Raw genomic sequence first — 19,564 nt, forward strand, 5'->3', positions numbered from 1 at the left:
GCGTGCAGGGCGAGCGTGGACTCTGTCCTCGGAGTCCGACCTCGAGGAAACGTTCGGATAGTTCATCGACTGCATCGATGCCTGTGTGATACGTCCTTCGAGGTCCTGGGTGACGGACAGCAGCACACAGCTGAAGGCCGACGCGGACGCGAAGGGCGTGAGGAGTTGGGCTGGTCGCCAGGAGGGCCGGCCCGGCCTCGGCGCAGGCGTCGACCTGATGCCGGTAGACGGCGATGACGAGGTCCGCTCGCGTCGGGTGGCGGTAGACCGACTTCACGTCGAAGGTCACGCCGATGGCGCGGGCAAAGTCAGGGGTGCCGATCGGCTCGGTCCGGGACAAGGGGCGGCGCAAGTCGATCCGGGGGTCAGAACAGACGAGGCGAGTCCTTCCTTGTCGGCGAATGACTGCCGGACGCCCTCAACGACGAGTGGTGGCACCGCATGTACGCTGAGCCCGACCTGGCCCTCCTCGAGGAACGAGACTGCCCTCATGGAACTCGTCTTCGCCGGCCGCGTGACCGAATGGCGCGGGCCCTCACCGTATTACTTCGTCGCCGTGCCGGACGAGGAGTCCGCCGAGATCCGCGAGGTGGCCGCGATGGCCACGTACGGCTGGGGCGTGATTCCTGTCGAGGCCCGGATCGGTGAGACCGCCTTCACGACGTCACTCTTCCCCAAGGACGGCGGCTACCTGCTGCCACTCAAGAACGCCGTGCGCAAGCCACAGGGCCTCTCGACGGGTGACGATGTGACCGTGGAGCTGACCGTTCGCCTCGGAGCGGTCAGCAGCGGCGTAGGAGGTCTTGCACACTGACGCCCCGCTGCGCAGCGAGCCTGACGTAGGCGTTCTGTTCGCGTTGCCAGAGCAGTGCGCGCTCGGCCGCCGCCTGCCGGACGTACTCGTCGTGGCTGATGCCCAGGCTGGCAGAATGGGCCATGATCGCGGCTTGCTCAGCAGGGGTGAACTGCATCCGGCACCCTCTCAGGGACGGCCTGCTCGAGCAGCAGACCAGACCCTGCCATCATCGCGCAACCCGTCTTCACAGCCGCTGTGCGGCGCCGCCCGCGTGATCGTCGGTGGCTCTGTCTCGTTCATGCGGGGAGTCCGTCGGGGTGGTGGTTAATCCATGACAGGCCGCCGATGTCGAGGCGGTGGCAGGCTCGTGTGACGGCAACATAGGCGAGCCGGGCTTCCCCGTCGTCGATGGGGCCGGGAAGGGGGCGGCCCATGTCATCGCGCTCGTCAGTGTCCGGTGGTGGGGTGAAGTCGTCGGCGATTCGCACGCGGAGCCATTCGCGCCCTTTGGCTTTGTGCGCGGTGGAAACAGTGATGTCAGCCGTTTGTTCGTCGTCGAGTTGATCGACGGCGCTGAGGATGGCGTCGGTGCCGTGGGTTTCGACGAGGTCGACGAGTGGTTGCAGGTCGCCTCCGGCGGGATCGTGATCGGCGTAGTCCTGCAGCTCGCCCCAGGTCGGGAAGAGGATGAGTTCGGGGTGAAAGGTGCGGCGGCCTTCTTTGAGGTCGTTGGCTGCTCGGGCCAAGGCCCGCAGAGCTTCTCCTCCCCCGACCAGCGCGACGCGGTGACCTGTTTCCAGTAGCTGCATGACTTCGCGCATGGCGCCGACGTTGGTGCGGCACAGGACGGCGTCGGGGGTCTGGACCGGGCCGAGCTCGGTGGCAATCGTCTCGGTGCCTTTGAGGCGCAGGGGGGCATTGGCGATGGTGAGCCAGCGGTTCGCTTCTGCTGCGAGATGAGGGCCGAAGCGGAAGGATTTTGACAGGGCGAGGCGTGTGCCGGGGAACGTGGTCATGACGTCGCAGGCTCCGCGCCATTGGTAGATGGCCTGGGCGGAGTCGCCGACCATGACGAGCTGGGCATGGTCGCGTTGGGCGTTGAAGATCTGCTCGACGACGGGGTTGGTGTCCTGGGCTTCGTCGAGGAGCAGGAAGTCGGTGTTGATCTTCGGTTCGGTCAGTGACCACATTTTGAGGTAGTGGTCGTGGTCGAAGCGGACAGCGCCGGCATCGGGATTCTGTAGGTCGGCCCATGCTCTGCGGGCGAAAGGCAGTACTGCTGCTGCGAGTTGGATGTGAAGGATGGGCGCTTCGAGGCTGCGCAGAGGTGGGACGTGGCGGTGAGTGAGGGCTGGGTCGGAGGAGTGGCAGAAGCGGGTGACGGTGCGCAGGGTGGCGTAGGAGAGGAGTCGGGGTGAAAGGTCTCGGTCGCCGATGCGGATGGGTTTGGTGATGCCGAGGTCCTTTCCGGTTTTCCAGCCCGGCTGGCGGGGGCCGTTCAGGCGGCTGCGGTAGCGGTGGCCGAGGGCGGCGTAGGCCATGGCGTGCGCGGTTTTGCACGTGACGGTTGCGGGGAAGCGGGCGGCCGCGTCCTGGGCGATGGCCTTGTTGTAGGCGAGGTAGCGGCCGCGGCGGCGGGTGCTGTGCGCGAAGTAGGCCAAGGTGGTGGTCTTGCCGGTGCCTGCTCCGGCCTGGAGGGCTAGGTGATCGCCTGCGTGGAAGCGTTCGGCGGCTGCGGCTTGTTCGTCGGTGGGACTCAGCACCTGTGGGACTCCATGTACGGGTTGCGGCTTACGGCTGTATCCGGGGCAGCGGGGCGCGCCGGTGCGATGTTGGGCTGGTCGGCAGCCAGGGACCGGGGCGGCTTGGGTCGGGGCTGGGGATGCGGTCGGTCAAATCCCGAAGGGGTGTTCATTGCTGAGTGCTGCTGCGATCAGGGCGGTCGCGCTTGTCAGCGTCTGTGGTTGCGGATGGTGGTGGGCAGGCGGGTGTGGATGTGCTGGTGGTGGAGCAGCGGGTCGAAGGGTTCCCAGTCCCAGAGGGCGAGGTCGGCTGCGCCCGGGGCGGCGGCGTGGGCGGGGCAGCGTTGGTGGCGCCAGCGCAGTTGTTCCGCGTAGGTGAGGTGGGTCAGGTCGTAGACGGCCATCAGGCCGTCGGGAAGGGCCAGTTGTCTGCGTCCGGTGGTAGCGGGAACGAGGGTCCACGTGCCGGGCGGTGCGCTGGGGCTGAGGATGGGGTGGGTGCAGCGGTGGCGTCGGCGGGTCTGGGCTACGCATTGGATGGTGTCGATGGGCTGGGCGGCGAGGTAGCGGGTGTGGAGGAGCAGGACGATGGGCCGGGCCGGGCGGCAGGGCTCCGGGGCGGTGGCCGGTGGGTTTGTGTCCGGTGTGGGTGGGGTGAGGGTGCCGGTGTCGAGGAGCCGGCGGGTGTGGAGGGCAAGGTGGCTGCGCAGTGCGGCGATCTGCGGGGTGAGCGGGGTGGGGGCGGTGCGTGCGGGGCACAGGGCGAGGTGCGGGATGCGGCACCAGGAGGTGCCGTCGTCGGCGGGGTGGGCGATGCCGGAGCTGACGTGCCAGCGGCTGGCGGCCGGAACGGTGGTGGCGTCGAGTTCGTGCGGGTGGAGGCTGACGGGGCGGTTGTCGGGGCGGCTGTACCAGTCGATGCGGTTGCCGCAGTCCCGGCAGCGGCTCAGCTGGGCGCTGCGTACGAGGCGGGTGGGGCTGTCGTGGGCGACGCGCAGGGCACGTTGTCGGTGGGGGCGGGCGGGGGTTCCGTCCCATCGGCGGCCGGATGAGGCAGTGGAGGACATGACGGCGAAGGTGACAGGCGCCGCGCCGCCGCCACGGTGAGCGTGCCGGATTGTCCTGCGGATGGCTCAACCGAGCGGGACTGATGTGCGGTTTCCCGTACGGGAGTTCCCGTCGGTGACTGGATCGGGTGATCCTCAACGGCGGGGCCGATGATGCTATTCGGCGGGCTCGGCGGGCGGCTCGTGGCCTTCGCAGAGGGTGGCGAAGAGGTGGTCGACGGACACGTCGAGGGCGTGGGCGAGGGCGTGCCAGGTCTTGAGGGATCCGATGGTGCGGCCCTGCTCGATTTCGATGAGGGTGCGTCTGGCCAGGCCGGTGCGGCGGGCGAGTTCGTCGTAGGTCCAGCCGCGTTCGCTCCTCAGCCGCGCGAGCTCCAGGCGGAGGGCGGTGAGGTTCGGGTCGGGCGGGAAGGTCGTCACTCCCCCATCCGAAGGTGCAGACCCCTGCCCTGTCAGTGCAGACCTCTGCCCTATTTTTGCAGGTGACCGCCCCACGGAAGGGCAGAGGTCTGCACTACGGTGTGCCGCCGACACCCCTCCCCTCACCACAACCCCCAGGGGCGGGTCGGCTCCCAGCTGAAGACAGGAGGAACGGGCGCCCCATGAGGCTGTGCACCCTGCGCCCCCAGGTACGGCGCACCTGGACCGTGGAACTACGCCCACAGCAGGGCAAAACCGTGCTCTATTGCGCCCTGTGCGCACCGGGCGGTCACGCCCTGGCAGCCTCTGCGGCACGGCCCGCGGTCCTGGCGCACCTGGCCCACCACGCGCGGCGCGATGTACTGCCCCCGCACCTGCGCACCTGCCAGTGCCACGAACGCGGATGCCGGTGGCATCCGCGCCACCGTGGCTGCTCCGGCCCCGTCCTGCTCGTCCTCACACGTGAACGCGGGGGCCGTCTCTGGCGCCTGGCCGACGCCTGCGCCGCCTGCGCAGGCGCCACCCCGGGCAGCGCCATCGTCCCCGACACCGCCATCACATCGACCTCAGCGAGACCCGATGCCGGGCCCGGTTCCGACGGGGCAAAGCACGTCAGGCTGCCCGATGGTGCTCCTCCGGCGCATCGTGTCCGCGACATGCTCAGCTATCTCGCGGCCGCCCTTCCCCCGGATGCGAGCGCCGAAGGCCGACTCCTCGCCCTGCAGTGCGCACTGCGCAGCAACACATCCGGACAGGTGCATCTCCCGGCCGGACTACTCCGCGGCATGCGCCTAGCCCGAGACCTCGCACCCTGGGACGAACTGAAGGACGCCCGCTGGCTGCACCGTCTGCCGCACCCCACAGAACAGACAGGGCACAGAACTGCCGCCGCACAACTGCTCGATGCCACCGTCCTCACCCAGGAACCCTCCCGACACGACCGTCACCAGGCCGCCGACTGGGCCCTGCGTGCGGTCTCCCGGCCACAGCTGCGCGCGTTGCCGGCCGCAGACCGTCTGACCGCACTGGTACTCACCGCGCACCACTCCCCCAACCCCGGGCGGACCAGCATGGACGTAGATCACCTGACCCGCACCTGCGGACTCAACCGGAACACACTCACCGCGACACTCGACCGCCTCATGTCCGTGAACGCCGTCGGAGCATGGATGTTCGAACCGGTCACGGAAGACGTGTCCTGGGACCCGCTCCCTGCGTAAGACCGCCGGAGTTCCGGCGGGGCGCTTCGTGGCGTTACGGTCGTTTGCCGCCCGGCGAAGCGTAGTTGGCGGTCAGGGTTGCGGCATACTCTCCGGGACGGTCCGACCCGCGAAGGTCAGCGGAAGATACGACTCCAACACGCCTGACACCTCCAGGAAGGGCCCGAACTGTGCGCGCCATTCATTCCGTGTGGCTGCGTTCGGGAAACCCCGGAAGACTGCGACTTCGGGATCCCTTTCACCCCAGCACCCCCATCTCCCGGAAGGTCCGGTCACAGCGATGACGTTTGCCGAGATCGCGATCGACCCCATGATCGCCTGGCTCGTGACCGACCCCCGCCCAGTAGTCGTCCACGCTGGCCTCGACGGACAACGTCATCGCCCCGGGTACATCCGATACTCCGGGAGGTAGAACCCATCGCGATCCGGCTCAAGAACCAGCAGTTCAACGCGTCCGTCGCCATGCCACCGGGCCATCGCAGAGCGCCCACATCTTGGTGGTGATGAACAGTTCCTCGCGGGCGATGCCGCTGGCCTTGACGGCCCTGCCGACGGCCTCTTCGTTGCCGTATGCGGCAGCGGTGCCGAGGTGGCGGTAGCCGGCGGCAAGCGCGTCGGTGACGACCCGCTCGGTCTCCTCGGCGGGGACCTGGAAGACGCCGAAGCCAAGGATCGGCATCTGGACGCCGTTGTTGAGCGTGACGTCGGGGATCTTGGACATGATGAACCTTTCGGGGTGGTGCTGAAGGGCGCGAGGATGCGCACCGGCACGTGTGGGAACGGCGGTCCGCCGCCCGTGCCCGGCCGCTGGCCGACGGCGGGCGGGACGGTCGGGGGAAATGCGGGCCGGGTGCTACCGGCTGCGGTCGCTCGGTTCTTCCTGAGCGGGCCGAGCGGGGTCCGGCGCGGCAGCCCAGCTGGCGAGCAGGTCGAGGGCCTGGCGGCTGGGCGAGCCGGGTTCCGCGGTGCAGACGATCAGTACGAGACCGGCGTCGGCGGGCAGGTCCAGGGCTTCGTAGGCGAGTTCGAGGTCGCCGACGACCGGGTGGTGCAGCCGCTTGACTCCCGTACGGTGCAGCCGGACGTCCTGTGCGGCCCACCGGGTGCGGAACTCCTCGCTGCGGGTGCACAGCTCGCCAATCAGGTCGGTCAGTGCCTTGTCGTAGGGGTTCTTGCCGGCCATGAGACGCAGCCCGGCGACGCCGTCGCGGCCGATGGCCTCCCAGTCGAGGTAGTAATCGGCCGCGCGGGGGTTCAGGAAGCGGAACCGTGCGGCGTTGACCGGGCGGGCGGGGTCCTCGTACAGCGGTGACAGGAGAGCTCTGCCCAGCGTGTTGGTGGCCAGGACGTCCCCGAGGCCGTTGGAGACGTACGCCGGGGACAGCTGGCTGTCCAAGATCGCCTGGATGGCCGGACGTACCCGCTGTGCCGCCGGGCGTCGGCGTACCGCCGTGCCGCTGTTGGCCGCACGCGCCAAATCGAACAGGTGCCCCCGCTCGGCCTCGTCCAGCCGTAGCGCCCGGGCCACGGCGTCCAGGACGCTCTCGGAGGCGCCGCGCACGTTGCCGCGTTCGAGCTGGGTGTAGTACTCCACCGACACCCCTGCCAGGTCGGCCACCTCGCTGCGTCGCAGACCGGGCACACGGCGGGTGCCGCCGTGGTCGACGAGGCCTACCTGCTCGGGGGTGACCTTGCCGCGGCGTGAGATCAGAAAGTCCCGTACCTCGCTGCGGTTGTTCATGTTCTTCACGCTACGAGCTCTGCTTCGGACGTGGGAGATGCTGCCAGCACCCCCCTCAGCATCATCCCGCACGGCGGCGTCCGTCCGATGCACCACCGCACGATCATGCCGGGCCGCGAGTCGTCGCGCGCACCTGCCCGCGGGCCGGGGGGATCTGTGCCTGTTGGACGGGGCCAGGAAGCACCGCACCCCAGGCGGCTCATACCTCGGCAGCAGGCGCGTCGCCTGCCCGGTTGGGGGGTGCTGGCAGCATCTCCCACCGCCACCGTCGGCTACCTAGCCTCGATGACGAGGCAGCCAGCGTCGGCCGGCTGTACCGACACTGAGGAGCGCGTCATGCAGTACACCCGCCTGGGTACCTCGGGCTTGAAAATCAGCCGCATCGCACTGGGATGCATGGCCTTCGGCGACACCTCGCAGATGCCGTGGGCTCTGGACGACGACGGCGCCGAACCGATCTTCCGCCAGGCCGTCGAGTCCGGGATCACCTTCTGGGACACCGCCAACATCTACGGCTACGGCACCTCCGAGGAGATCGTGGGCCGCGCGATCAAGAAGTACACGAAGCGCGACGACGTCGTCCTGGCCACCAAGCTGTCGAACCCTATGCACGACGGACCCGGTGGGTCGGGCCTGTCGCGCAAGGCCGTGATGGAGCAGATCGACGCCTCCCTGACCCGGCTGGGCACCGACTACATCGACCTCTACCAGATCCACCGCTTCGACCCGGAGACCCCGGTCGAGGAGACCATGGAAGCCCTGCACGACCTCGTCAAGGCCGGCAAGGTCCGCTACCTCGGCGCCTCCTCGATGTGGGCCTGGCAGTTCGCCACCATGCAGCACGCGGCCCACAGCCACGGCTGGACGCCCTTCGTGTCCATGCAGGACCAGTACAGCCTGCTGGCACGGGAGGAGGAGCGGGAGATGTTCGGCCTGCTCGCCCACTCCGGCGTCGGCTCCATCCCCTGGAGCCCCCTGGCCGGCGGCCGCGTCGCCCGCCCCTGGGGCCAGGACAGCACCGTACGGGCCAAGGCCACCCCCGACACCGACTACGCCGGCCGCCCCCTGTTCGTCGACACCGACGAAGCCATCGTCGACGCCGTCCAGAAGATCGCCGACGCGCACGGTGTCCCGATGGCCCAGGTCGCGCTGGCCTGGGTACTGAAGAACCCCGTCGTGTCCGCGCCCATCGTCGGCGCCACCAAGACCCACCACCTCACCGACGCCGTCGCCGCGCTCGACCTCACGCTCACCGCGGACGAGATCGCCGCACTGGAAGCCCCCTACACCCCGCGCCTGCCCACCTACTTCTGATCCCGCAAACCAAGGCCGGGCCCGCTCTGCTTCCGATCGCCTGGGGGTGGCACCTCGGCCCGTTGGTGTTTCCCGGACCTCTTCGTCGCGCCCCCGTGAGTCCGTCGGCGAGGCCTGCCGGGAGGGGGAACACGTTCGTGGTCAGGACGCTCCGGCTCAGTCCTCCAGCCGCCGGGCGCTGAGCCACTTGACGATCTCCGTGTCGTGGTGGTCGAAGAAGAGCGTGGCACCGGTGTCCAGGGTTGCGACGGACGCCATCTCGTCATCGGCGAGAGCGAAGTCGAAGAAGCGGCAAGCAGGTCAGCGTGGGGACGCACGGACGTCGGAGAGGTCCCGGCCGCGTGTCTCCGGCAGGCCGATCGCGCTGAGCAGGCTGACCAGGCACAGGAAGGCCAGGAAAAGACCGAATGCAAAGGCGCCGTACGCAGCGGTCATCGTGGCACCGATCAGCGGCGGCACGGCCCCTCCGATGACCAGTCCGATGTTGTAGGCGAACGCGGAAGCCGTGTATCGGTACCGGGTGTCGAAGAGTTCGGACAGCATGACGTTGATCGGGCCGATCTCAAGGCCTGCGAGGAACATCGTCACGCACAGGAGCAGGAGGTACGCGCCCGCCGAGGCCGACTCCAGGAGAGTGAAGACCAGGAGCGCCCAGACGACCGCGCCGGCGGTCGCCGTCAGGAGGACCGGGCGTCTTCCGAACCGGTCGGACGCTGTTGCGCCGACCAGGACGCCGAGTGCCCAGCACAGTCCTCCCGCGATCCCGGCGCCGAGCACCGTGTTCCGGGTCAGGCCGAGTTGCCCGGTGCCGACGTTCGCGAAATACGTCGCACCGAGGTACGTGAACGCGGCCTGCATGATCGAGATTCCCGCGACGAGGAGCATCTGTCGCGGCTGGTGCCGCCACGCCTCGACGAAGGGAATCTTCGAACGGCCGCCCCGACTATCCAATTCGGCCTCGGCTTCGGCTTCGGCCTCGGCTTCGAACACCGGACTCTCGTCGATCTTGAGACGGATGTACAAGCCCACTACAACGAGCAGGGCGCTTGCCAGAAACGGGATCCTCCACCCGAACGAGGCGAACTGCTCGTCGGACAGACCTGTGCCCACCGCGAGAAGCGTCGCGTTGGCGAGAACGATCGAGAACCCTCCGCCGAGCGAGGTGAACATCGTCCAGAAGCCACGTCGCGCGGTGGGCGCGCTCTCCGTACTGAAGAGCGCGGCCCCCGCCAACTCGCCTCCGGCCGCGACGCCTTGAACGATGCGCATGAGGACGATGAGGATGGGAGCGGTAACGCCTATCTCGTCCGCCGTCGGCATCGCGCCCACGACGACCGTCGCGCCGCCCATCAGGAGCAATGTCGTGATCAGCATGCGCTTACGCCCGAGCCGGTCACCGAAGTGGCCGAAGATCAGCGCGCCGATGGGGCGGGCTACAAACGCCACCCCGAGCGTGCCGAACGATGCGATCGTGCCGGCTGCCGGGCCGAGGGCCGGGAAGAACAGGTCAGCGAACACCAGGGACGCGGCCACCGCGTACAACGTCAGATCGTAGAACTCGATCACGGTGCCGGTGAAACCCGCCAGTGCTTCGAGCCGACGGCGGCCACGTTCCCATCCCGAGAGCGGAAGGTGTGCTGCCCCACGACAAGGGGAGGCCTGCGGATGCCGGAACTGCGGGACCTGCTGGAGGTGGCCGCGACCGCCGAGGATGTGGCACGGGAGGGTGCCCGTATCGTCTTCGACTGCCCAGCGCTGGCGTCGAGACCGCGGACCGTTCTAACTGATCGTTTCAGAATGAGGTTCGGAGTCGTCTCAAGCAGATGATGCTGCAGGCGAGTTGGAGCAGTCCGAGGTGGAGGTCGGCGCGTATCTCGTAGCGGGTGCGGAGGCGTTTGAACTGGTGGAGCCAGGCGAAGGTGCGCTCGACGACCCATCGGGTCTTGCCCAGGCCGGAGCCGTGCGGGACACCGCGGCGGGCGATCTTGGGTGTGATCCCCCGAGCGCGGACGAGACGCCTGTACTTGTCGTAGTCGTAGCCGCGGTCGGCGAAGAGCCGCCGAGGCCGGTGGCGGGGCCGGCCGCGCAGGCCACGGATGTGGGGTATGGCGTCCAGCAGTGGCATGAGCTGGGTGACGTCGTGGCGGTTTCCGCTGGTCAAAGAGACGGCGAGCGGGGTGCCGTGTCGGTCGACGATCAGGTGGTGTTTGCTTCCGGGCCGGGCCCGGTCGACCGGCGAAGGTCCGGTGTGAGCCCCCCTTTGAGGGCTCTGACGTGCGAGCCGTCGATTGCGGCGTCGTCCATGTCCAGCAAGCCGGTAGCCCGCAGTTCGGCCAGCAGCACCTCGTGCAGCCGGGGCCAGACACCGGCCTCGGTCCAGTCCCGCAGACGCCGCCAGGCCGTCACCCCGCTGCAGCCGACCTGTTCCGCAGGGACATCCCGCCAGCTCACGCTCTTGCACAGCACATAGACGATGCCCCGCAGAGCAGCACGGTCATCCGCCGGCAACCGCCCGGGATACCGATACCGCCGAGGCGCACGGGCCGGCAACAGCGGCGCCACACGTTCCCACAAGTCATCAGGCACAAGATCAACAGGCACTCACCAGATCCTGCCGAAACAACACCCAACTGCCAAGCCCCACACCAAACTTCATTCTGAAACGATCAGTAAGGGCGGTTCTTCGACGGGTCCGACGAGCTGGCTCTCCGACCGGGGCTCAGCCCACCGCGGTCGCCCCCTCAGTCGCTGCGTGAGTCCCGAGCTGAGGAGCGCCGACGAAGACAAGGAAGTCGTCCATCGGCGGGGTCTCGCCGCATCACCCGTGAACGCGCTTCAGGACTTCGGTCGAAGCCGGTGCAGGGCGAGGTCTTGCAGAACGCCGCCTGTGATGCTCGCGGTCATGTATGTACAAAAGGGCTGGCGTCTGCGGTCGGTGGGCGAACCGGGGTTCAGCAGGCGCATCCCGCCGGGGGCCGTGGAGTCCCACGGGATGTGACTGTGCCCGAAGACGAGGACGTCCAGGTCGGGGAAGCACCGGGCGCAGCGCCGCTCCCGCCCGACGGCAGCTCCTGTCTCGTGCACGACACCGAAGCGGAGCCGGCCCAGCTCGGCCCGGGCGACCTCGGGAAGTCTCCGGCGCAGGCCCGGGCCGTCGTTGTTGCCGTACACCCCGATGAGCCGCTGGGCTCTGGACTCCAGCAGGTCCAAGGTGGCCTCGTCGGTCCAGTCGCCGGCATGGATGACGACATCGGCCTCGTCGACACCCGCGAGAAGGGCCTCGGGCAGCCGCTTAGCACGAGTCGGCAGGTGCGTGTCGGAGGTCAGCAACAGCTGCATACCGCCACGATAAGCCGCATAACTCTGGATACCCCGGAAGGAACAGGTACCGGACCCTGAAGCGTCATGCTTCGCGGTGGAGATGGCCGCCCACCTGTTGAGCAAGACGGCCACGGCGACTGAACAACGCGCGGATCCGCCGGGCGGTCAAGGCCCGGGGCCACTTCCCCAGTGAGCAGGCCGCGCTGAAATACGACTACATGGCGATCATGTCCCTCGACCCGACCGGCAAGGGCCGCAAGCGCTGGACCATGCGCTGGAAGACCCCCCTGAACGCCTTCCAGATCGCCTTCGAAGGCCGCCTCACCCCGGCCAACAACTGAACCTTAACAACCAAGATCAGCCGTTAAATTGACACACCCGCCTCGCCGACATCCAGCCCGGCGTCACCCACCACGGCGACGACATCGGACGCTGGCTCGCCACCCAGCGGCGGGCCTGGGGCCAGCGCAACGAGGAGCAGCAGCTGGTCGAGCTGGGCGTGGAAGCGGCCGTACAGCCCCGCAAGGAGCCCGCGAAGGCCAGCACGGCGTTCCGGGTCGGACAAGAGCGGTGCGGCCTTCCAGAAGGGCTTGGATGCCCTGGCGCAGTACGTCGAGAGGGAGGGCGCGATGCCCGGCCGAGGCCACGTCGAGATCCTGGCCGACGGCACAGAGCACCGCACCGGTATCTGGATCGGCAACCAGAAAAACCGCCGCGACAAACTCCACGGCCAGCAGCTCGCGGCCCTCGCCCAGTTGGGAGTGGAGTGGACCGTGTTGTAGGCGATCGCTGCGAAAAGCCCAGCACGTCCCACCGGGCACGGTCCGAACTGGGGTACCTGTCGACTCCCAGACGACAAGGGAGGAGCGCATGAGCACCGAGCAGCACGATGCGTACGGGGGAAGGGCTGTCCTGCATCAGTCGGCGGTGACCGTGCGCTCTGCGGGTGCTGGCCGGGACGGCGGTGTCGTCGGCTGCGGTGGACGAGTTGGTCTCGCTGTTGGCGGCCAGGACGCGCACCGGGGTCCGGTGACGTGCGATCCGCGCGGGTCACGTGCCTGAGTGGGGGAGGGTCTGTTCGCTCCAGACTGTCTTGCCTTCGGTGGTGTAGCGGGTGCCCCATCGTTGGGCGAGTTGAGCGACGATGAACAGGCCGCGTCCCTCTTCGTCGACTGTGCGGGCGTGGCGTAGGCGGGGGGGAAGTAGCGGCGTCGTCGTGTACTTCGCAGGTGAGGGTGCGGTTCTTGATGAGGCGTAGCTGCAGGGGTGGGGCGCCGTAGCGGATCGCGTTGGTGATGAGTTCGCTGACGATCAGTTCGGCTGCGTAGGCGGTGTCTTCGTCCACGTTCCAGTCTGCGAGTGTGCGGCGGGTGTGTTGGCGGGCGGTGGCGGCTGCTGTGGGGTCGTGGTCGAGGAGCCAGGTGGCCAGACAGTGGGCGGGGAAGGGCCGGGTGCGGGCGAGGAGGAGAACGGCGTCGCCGGGACGGTCCTTGCCGCGGAGGGTGCAGCGGATGTCGTCACGCAGGTCCTTAAGGGGCCGGCCGGGTTGAGCAAGGACATCACGCAGGGGTGCGGGGGCAATCTCGGATTCGGCGGGGGGTGTGGGCAGGGTCGCGGGGGTGTAGAGGGCGAGGATGCTGCCGTGAGGGAGGTCGGTGGTGGTGGCGGCGAAGGGCGGTCCTTCCGCGCTGCCCAGGAGAGGCCCTGGGGTGCAGTCGTCCGGGACCTCGGTGCTGTTGTCGGGGCGGATGATCACGGGGGCGGTGTGCCCGGCACGTGCGAAGGTGCACGTGCGGGTGATGGGGTCGTAGACCGCGTAGACGCAGCTCGCCGAGAACGGTTGCGGGTGCAGGGGGTCGCTGGGGTGCAGAGCCGCGCGCTCTGCTGCCAAGAAGACCGCGGTGTCGTTGAGGCGCGCGAGGAGCTCGTCGGGTTGCAGATCCAGCGCGGCCAGAGAGCGGATGACGATGCGCAGCTGCCCCATGGTGATGGCGGCTTGGATGCCGCGACCGGTGACCTCTCCGGCCACCAGAGCAGTGCGGGCGCCGGACAAGGGAATCGTGTCGAACCAGCCTCCCCCGCCACTGGCTCCGGGCATGTACAGGGAGGCGGTTTCGACAGTGCTGTGTGAGGCGGGATAGCGCGGGAGCTGGTGCTGGACCGTCGCGGCGATGGTGTACTCGCGGGTGAACCGGCGGGCGTTGTCGATGCACAGGGCGGTGTGGGAGGCCACATCGGCAGCAAGGCCGGCATCGTCCTCGTTGTAGGGATCGGACCCGCCAGCGCGGATGAGGCTCAGCACTCCCAGGGCCGTTCCGCGCAGAACCAGCGGCGCCACGATGAGCGTGTGCGCTCCGACTGCGCGGACCCCCCCCGGCCCTGGCGGCGTCGAGCCACGGGATGCCGGGACTCACGGGCACGAGGCGGGGACGAAAGTCGCTCATGGCCTGCGCGTAGGGGGTCAGCAAGTTGAGACTCCGCACGTCACTCACCGGATGGTCCTGTGCCTGCAGGTCGTCGCGGGCGCGGTAGGCGGCACGGCGCAGAGCAACATCCTGAGCCAGTGGCCCTGTCGGGGACTCCTCGCCGTGTACCACGGCATCCACGATGTCCACCATGGCGATGTCGGCAAAGCCGGGCACCAAGGTGTCCACCAGCTCCTGGCAGGTCGCGATCACATCCAGGGTCCGTCCCACACGCTCGCGCACAGTGTTCAGGACACGCTTCCGGGCACGCGCCTGCTCCTGATCCGTGACGTCGACCACCGTGCCAGCCAGTCCCAGGACCTTGCCTTGCGGGTCCTGCAGACGGAACACCGACAACGACCAGATTCGTTCCAGTCCTTGGTCGGCTGCCATCCGCCTGCGGAGCAGATACTCGCGCACGGGCACACCGCTCTCCAGCACGCCACGAAGCATCGCTTCCACCTCGTCGGGCGCGGACAGGTCGGTGTATGCCTCGGCGAAATGCAGCCCGAGCACGTCGTCGACCGCCACACCACGCATACCCGACGCGGCGGTGTTGACCCGCACGACCCGCAGCTGCGTATCCAGAACGTGGAGCCCTACCGGTGACTGGGTGAACAAGGCGTCCAAGAGCGCCCCTTCCACCCCGTCCCCCGTCTCCCCGCCCCCCCGGCGTCCGGCGCATCGGTTCCTTGTCCGCCACAAAGATCACCTCCGCCACCCAGACTGGCCCGACGCGGGGTGCCGATAGACCGCCACGCCGCATCGGGAACCCGAACAGCCCCCAGCACCACCGCGGACCACAGGCGGTCGGTGTTCCCACGGCCTCGCCCCGCCCGGCGCCCGCAGAGCAGCACCGGCTCTCCCCACCGCGGCGACGACATCGACCCCTGGCCCACGCGGCAGGTACGGGACTGGGTGCGGCTGATCGCGGAGCAGTAACACCGCCTGGACGAGGTGCGCGTGAAACCGGCTGTGTGGCCCCAAAAGGCCGCAGCGCGAACCAACGGCGAAGACTGCTGGGTAACGAACGGCTCCGACGCGTTCCAGCGGGGCGTAGCGGCCTTCCAGCAGTACATCCAGCGGGGGGAGATGACTGTAGTCGGACGACAGCACGTGGAAGAGCTCCCGGACGGCACCTCCGGCCGCATCGGATCCCTCACAAGGCTCATCTACCAAGCCGCCATCCACGACGGCACCGAAAAGAATCACCAAAACCGCCCTCGACACCATCCGCCTCGACCACCTCGCCAAAACCCACCACCGCCCCCGCACCCGCACCCGCACCCGCTAACCCCACCAGCCAAGCTGGCAAAACAGCGCTGACCAGCACAAACACCGTCCGGGCCCTTACACGCTAGAACTACCTACAACACACCCAGCCACGCTCAGCACACACCGCACAGCCCCAGCTCACACACCCTGACCAGCCCGACCGACCCGCCAATTCCGTCTCTCAGCGAACCGACAACACCCCAGCCCAGCCACCACCCAACACACCAACAAGCCCCCCTCCCAGCGTCAGGGCGAGTCATCCCGACGGTCGTCGTTTCTCTTGACCGTGCTGCCCACCGGTGACTGGCCCCCCGTCCGTGGTGCCGCACCGCACAAGTAGCAGCGCCATGTCGTCACTGCTGTGTGGATCGGCCGTCTCCCGGGCGCGTTTGATGATCATGTCCGCGAGCACGTCCAGCGGTTGGTCCTCTGCCTGACCCAGCTGCTGGGCGAGGCGGTCGATAGACCTCCCAATGTCGGAGCCCCGCCTCTCCACGAGGCCGTCGGTGTACAGGGCGAGGACCGCGCCGGGCGGCAGGGACACCTCGACGCTCTGCAGGCGGATCTCCTCCTCTACGCCGAGAAGCAATCCAGGAGGCAGGTCGAGAACCTCTACATCGCCAGCACCGCGGCGGACCATCGCCGGTGGGTGGCCGGCGGAAACCAGCTGAACGCGATGCCCCCGTTCGTCGATCTGTGCGTAGATGCAACTACAGAACAAGTCGCTTCCCTGCTCCGTAAGGAATGCGTTGGTGCGGGCGAGGACCTCTTCGGGCGTCGCACCCGTCCCCGCGTAGATGTGCACGGCGGTGCGAATCTGTCCCATAAGGGACGCAGCCTGGACACTGTGCCCCTGGACGTCGCCGATCACGGCGGCCGCAGTGCCGTTCCCGAGGCGAATCAGGTCGTAGAAATCGCCGCCCACCTCCAACGCGTGTGTCGCCGGGAGGTGCCGCGTGACGACCTCAAGACCTGGCACCCGGGGCAAGTGGCGCGGCAGGAGCCCCTCCTGGAGACCTCGCGCTGTACTCGCATTAGTGTCGTAAAGCCGTGCCCGATCCAGCGCCTGGGCGATCATCCCGGCCAGCGAAGTCAGTTCAGCTCGTTCGTCGGAGCTGAAGGTCCGTGCGCTGGAGTACCCGAACATCAGGAAGCCGAATGCGTCATTCGAGACTGTGAGTGGCAGGAAGGCGAAGGCACCCATCTCCTGGTAGTGCGGGAAATCAGGATAATTTTTCACCAACTCGGCGTTGGTCGAGTGGAATGATGGGAGGCCGGTCTCCATGGTTCGTGTGCCCGTGCTCGGGGTTGCCGTCGAAAGCCCGTTGAAGCCCTCCAGCATCCCAAGGGGGAAACCGGATGAGGCCAATACTCGCAATCTTCCCTCGTCGGCGACGACCAGGGCCAGTCCTTTCGCGCCAAGGACTGGCCGCATCTGCTCGACAATTGATTCGGTCACCTCGCTGACGCCCGCTGTCTCGGTGAGCGCTGAGGCCAGGTGAAGGAGGTGGAAGAGGGCACCGACGCGGGCGGGTCCGTGAGGCGTGTCCTCATTCGGTTCCTGCTCGCTGGGGGTGGCAGCTTCGCGCCTGACGCGCACACTGACGCCCGTCGCGTCCGGGTAGAGAACAAAGGAGAGCGCTGTCCCATCCGGCCGCCGGGCAGAGAAACTGGTGGGCTGTCGGCCGATGAGCGAGCCGACGAATGCGTTCTCGTAGGCCGGGTCGTTCAGCCACGGCAGCACGTCCCAGGGCTCCGAGTCCAGCAGCTCGGCGCGGTCGCGGCCCAGCAGTTGGATGGCCCGGGCGGTGAGAAAGGTCATTCGACCGTGCAGGTCGAGCGCGAAGAAACCATAGGGAAAACGCTCCACCAGAGCGTTCGCCGGCTCAGTATGCGGTGCTGGCGGGGGCATCATGGCAAGAGGCTCCTTCCGCGGAGACACCGGCCGTCCTCGAGCGGCGGCATCCCGCAACACCTTGGCCATTCGGTCCACCATCGCAATGATCTGGGCTTGATCGGCTTCCGGTAGGTCCTCTGCGTGGCTGCCCGGCCAGAACAGATTGATGGCGCCCCAGCACACTCCGTCAGCCACCAGCGGGCCGACGTAGTGGGCGACGGAGTAAGGAAAGGCGAGAGCAGCACGGGGAAAACGGCGGGCGAACTCCTGTTGGCTGCGGAGCCACACGTGGCGCCGCGACCGCACGGCCACGGGCACGGGGGCCGGCTCCGCCAGAGCCAGCCGGGCCCAAGGAAGAGCCAACCTCCCTGGGGCTCCGATCACCGTGGTCATCTTCAGTACCTGCCGCTCAGGAATCGGGAGGTACATGACCCCGATGTGGGCGCCGACAGCCTGGCGAATTTCCTCCAGCAATGCGTCGAGATGCTTGGCAGCCTCCCCCGCCGAAGTAGGATCTCCGTAGCCTTTCAAAACTTCACCCGCTTTACATACTCACGAAACTGACGTCCCAGCATACTCTGATGGGCCAGCACATCAGAGGATGCCACCTTGAAATGTGCAATACCGATGAGCCGACGGGCCCCGACCATCAGAGGGAATTAACGTAATCGATAAATGACCTACATGGCTGACGCATGAGGTGGTCTGTCGCGGGGAGATCAGGCAACAAGCGATTTTGAGGAAGACACCTCACGGTGCTAACTCGTCAAGTCGGCGACCGATACCTTCGAACACCGCTTGGCTGCGGAGCCTGTGATGACGCGGTCTCGATGAGCGAACCAGAACCAACTCACTCCAGGTAGAGAGCGGCCAAACGCGGCAGTCGGCAAGCCATCTCGTCTCGGTCATCGAAGTCGAAGTTCCAGGACGAGTCGAGCTCGGGGTGTCGGATGGTGAACGCCTCGGCAGGGAGCTGCTCGCCGGTCGCCGTGATGTGTGCGTTCCAGGCAATGCTCAGCACGTCCTCGCCGTCCAGGTCCAGGCCGTCGGCCGCCGAGGTCATGACGTGGCTGCGGCGGGACGACACCGGTGGTGACCCGGCGTCCCTTGCCGGTGGGCAGGCCGTCCCAGTGCTTCTCCTCCACGACCCGCACCCCTCGGTCAACTGCCCGCGGGTGCATGGCCAGCAGCGTCTCCCCGCCGACGTCGGGAGCGTTCGGGTTACGGATCTGGCTGACGGAACCGCCAGTCTGCGTGAAGTCGGAGGATTCTTACTGATCGTTTCAGAATGAGGTTCGGAGTCGTCTCAAGCAGATGATGCTGCAGGCGAGTTGGAGCAGTCCGAGGTGGAGGTCGGCGCGTATCTCGTAGCGGGTGCGGAGGCGTTTGAACTGGTGGAGCCAGGCGAAGGTGCGCTCGACGACCCATCGGGTCTTGCCCAGGCCGGAGCCGTGCGGGACACCGCGGCGGGCGATCTTGGGTGTGATCCCCCGAGCGCGGACGAGACGCCTGTACTTGTCGTAGTCGTAGCCGCGGTCGGCGAAGAGCCGCCGAGGCCGGTGGCGGGGCCGGCCGCGCAGGCCACGGATGTGGGGTATGGCGTCCAGCAGTGGCATGAGCTGGGTGACGTCGTGGCGGTTTCCGCTGGTCAAAGAGACGGCGAGCGGGGTGCCGTGTCGGTCGACGATCAGGTGGTGTTTGCTTCCGGGCCGGGCCCGGTCGACCGGCGAAGGTCCGGTGTGAGCCCCCCTTTGAGGGCTCTGACGTGCGAGCCGTCGATTGCGGCGTCGTCCATGTCCAGCAAGCCGGTAGCCCGCAGTTCGGCCAGCAGCACCTCGTGCAGCCGGGGCCAGACACCGGCCTCGGTCCAGTCCCGCAGACGCCGCCAGGCCGTCACCCCGCTGCAGCCGACCTGTTCCGCAGGGACATCCCGCCAGCTCACGCTCTTGCACAGCACATAGACGATGCCCCGCAGAGCAGCACGGTCATCCGCCGGCAACCGCCCGGGATACCGATACCGCCGAGGCGCACGGGCCGGCAACAGCGGCGCCACACGTTCCCACAAGTCATCAGGCACAAGATCAACAGGCACTCACCAGATCCTGCCGAAACAACACCCAACTGCCAAGCCCCACACCAAACTTCATTCTGAAACGATCAGTTAGGCCAGTTGTGACAGCCGACGCCAGCAGATCAGTGTGCATCCGAGGACGAGGAATGCTTCGTGGATGTCGTCGCGGATCCCCCAACGGATGCGCAGGCGGTCGTTGCCGACACAGGAGCTGCAGCGCTCCGCCTGAGCGCAC

General features: G+C 67.8%; 15 protein-coding genes and 6 pseudogenes. 5 read left to right on the plus strand and 16 right to left on the minus strand.

The window, feature by feature from the left end:
* Positions 1-154: 154 nt before the first annotated feature.
* Positions 155-271, minus strand: a pseudogene (locus OG963_RS01330) (TetR family transcriptional regulator); the annotation flags it as partial.
* A gap of 219 nt (positions 272-490) precedes the next feature.
* On the opposite strand from OG963_RS01330, the gene OG963_RS01335 reads away from it, so the two are divergent.
* Positions 491-814, plus strand: a complete 324-nt coding sequence (locus OG963_RS01335) for a DUF1905 domain-containing protein (RefSeq protein ID WP_371798181.1) — start codon at positions 491-493, stop codon at positions 812-814.
* On the opposite strand, the gene OG963_RS01340 is transcribed toward OG963_RS01335, so the two are convergent.
* The 4 genes from OG963_RS01340 to OG963_RS01355 all read right to left on the minus strand — a co-directional run bounded on the left by OG963_RS01340 (position 783) and on the right by OG963_RS01355 (position 4,025).
* A complete protein-coding gene (locus OG963_RS01340; RefSeq protein WP_371798182.1) occupies positions 783-938 on the minus strand; it encodes a hypothetical protein in 156 nt (51 codons plus the stop codon). The genes OG963_RS01335 and OG963_RS01340 overlap by 32 nt on opposite strands.
* Positions 939-1,092: 154 nt before the next feature.
* On the minus strand, positions 1,093-2,556 hold the full coding sequence (locus OG963_RS01345) for a UvrD-helicase domain-containing protein (protein WP_371800247.1): 1,464 nt from the start codon (positions 2,554-2,556) through the stop codon (positions 1,093-1,095).
* A 191-nt stretch (positions 2,557-2,747) separates the two neighbouring features.
* Entirely contained in the window at positions 2,748-3,605 is an 858-nt protein-coding gene (locus tag OG963_RS01350) for a DUF6083 domain-containing protein (protein WP_371798183.1), read from the minus strand.
* A gap of 156 nt (positions 3,606-3,761) precedes the next feature.
* Positions 3,762-4,025 carry a helix-turn-helix transcriptional regulator gene (locus tag OG963_RS01355; RefSeq protein WP_267007816.1) on the minus strand — a complete coding sequence of 88 codons (264 nt, stop codon included), beginning with the start codon at positions 4,023-4,025 and terminating at the stop codon, positions 3,762-3,764.
* A gap of 182 nt (positions 4,026-4,207) precedes the next feature.
* Between OG963_RS01355 and OG963_RS01360 the strand changes: the two genes are divergently transcribed.
* On the plus strand, positions 4,208-5,245 hold the full coding sequence (locus OG963_RS01360; protein ID WP_371798184.1) for a hypothetical protein: 1,038 nt from the start codon (positions 4,208-4,210) through the stop codon (positions 5,243-5,245).
* Positions 5,246-5,732: 487 nt separating this feature from the next.
* Here OG963_RS01360 and OG963_RS01365 read toward each other — a convergent pair.
* Positions 5,733-5,957, minus strand: a pseudogene (locus OG963_RS01365) (aldo/keto reductase); the annotation flags it as partial.
* A gap of 141 nt (positions 5,958-6,098) precedes the next feature.
* Positions 6,099-6,986, minus strand: a complete 888-nt coding sequence (locus tag OG963_RS01370; RefSeq protein ID WP_371798185.1) for a helix-turn-helix domain-containing protein — start codon at positions 6,984-6,986, stop codon at positions 6,099-6,101.
* A gap of 336 nt (positions 6,987-7,322) precedes the next feature.
* Here OG963_RS01370 and OG963_RS01375 point away from each other — a divergent pair, with 336 nt between their 5' ends.
* On the plus strand, positions 7,323-8,300 hold the full coding sequence (locus OG963_RS01375; RefSeq protein WP_371798186.1) for an aldo/keto reductase: 978 nt from the start codon (positions 7,323-7,325) through the stop codon (positions 8,298-8,300).
* 300 nt (positions 8,301-8,600) lie between these two features.
* On the opposite strand, the gene OG963_RS01380 is transcribed toward OG963_RS01375, so the two are convergent.
* From OG963_RS01380 to OG963_RS01390, 3 genes are all read right to left on the minus strand, one after another.
* A complete protein-coding gene (locus OG963_RS01380; RefSeq protein WP_371798187.1) occupies positions 8,601-9,866 on the minus strand; it encodes an MFS transporter in 1,266 nt (421 codons plus the stop codon).
* A gap of 226 nt (positions 9,867-10,092) precedes the next feature.
* Positions 10,093-10,901 (minus strand): IS5 family transposase gene (locus OG963_RS01385; protein ID WP_371798178.1). Its coding sequence is split into 2 segments (ribosomal slippage): positions 10,093-10,562 and positions 10,562-10,901, totalling 810 coding nucleotides; the frame shifts between segments, so codons are not numbered across the junction.
* A gap of 234 nt (positions 10,902-11,135) precedes the next feature.
* Positions 11,136-11,639 (minus strand): metallophosphoesterase family protein, encoded by a 504-nt coding sequence (locus OG963_RS01390; protein WP_371798188.1) that lies wholly within the window; start codon positions 11,637-11,639, stop codon positions 11,136-11,138.
* Positions 11,640-11,764: 125 nt separating this feature from the next.
* Between OG963_RS01390 and OG963_RS01395 the strand changes: the two are divergent.
* A pseudogene (locus OG963_RS01395) lies at positions 11,765-11,962 on the plus strand (IS256 family transposase); the annotation flags it as partial.
* 288 nt (positions 11,963-12,250) lie between these two features.
* Positions 12,251-12,403 carry a hypothetical protein gene (locus tag OG963_RS01400; RefSeq protein WP_371800363.1) on the plus strand — a complete coding sequence of 51 codons (153 nt, stop codon included), beginning with the start codon at positions 12,251-12,253 and terminating at the stop codon, positions 12,401-12,403.
* Positions 12,404-12,846: 443 nt separating this feature from the next.
* On the opposite strand, the pseudogene OG963_RS01405 reads toward OG963_RS01400, so the two are convergent.
* The 6 genes and pseudogenes from OG963_RS01405 to OG963_RS01430 form a co-directional block, all read right to left on the minus strand.
* Positions 12,847-13,719 (minus strand): annotated as a pseudogene (locus tag OG963_RS01405) (SpoIIE family protein phosphatase); the annotation flags it as partial.
* Positions 13,720-14,410: 691 nt separating this feature from the next.
* Positions 14,411-14,731 (minus strand): annotated as a pseudogene (locus OG963_RS01410) (PAS domain-containing protein); the annotation flags it as partial.
* Positions 14,732-15,617: 886 nt separating this feature from the next.
* Entirely contained in the window at positions 15,618-17,789 is a 2,172-nt protein-coding gene (locus OG963_RS01415) for a SpoIIE family protein phosphatase (RefSeq protein WP_371798189.1), read from the minus strand.
* A gap of 319 nt (positions 17,790-18,108) precedes the next feature.
* Positions 18,109-18,345, minus strand: a complete 237-nt coding sequence (locus OG963_RS01420) for a hypothetical protein (protein WP_371798190.1) — start codon at positions 18,343-18,345, stop codon at positions 18,109-18,111.
* A 196-nt stretch (positions 18,346-18,541) separates the two neighbouring features.
* Positions 18,542-19,350, minus strand: a protein-coding gene (locus OG963_RS01425; protein WP_371798178.1) for an IS5 family transposase whose coding sequence is annotated in 2 segments (ribosomal slippage) — positions 18,542-19,011 and positions 19,011-19,350 — 810 coding nt in all. Because the reading frame shifts where the segments join, the coding sequence is not laid out codon by codon here.
* Positions 19,351-19,419: 69 nt separating this feature from the next.
* Positions 19,420-19,521 (minus strand): annotated as a pseudogene (locus OG963_RS01430) (IS5/IS1182 family transposase); the annotation flags it as partial.
* Positions 19,522-19,564: the final 43 nt, after the last annotated feature.

Origin of the sequence: Streptomyces sp. NBC_01707, from assembly GCF_041438805.1 — a bacterium.
Lineage (GTDB): Bacteria > Actinomycetota > Actinomycetes > Streptomycetales > Streptomycetaceae > Streptomyces.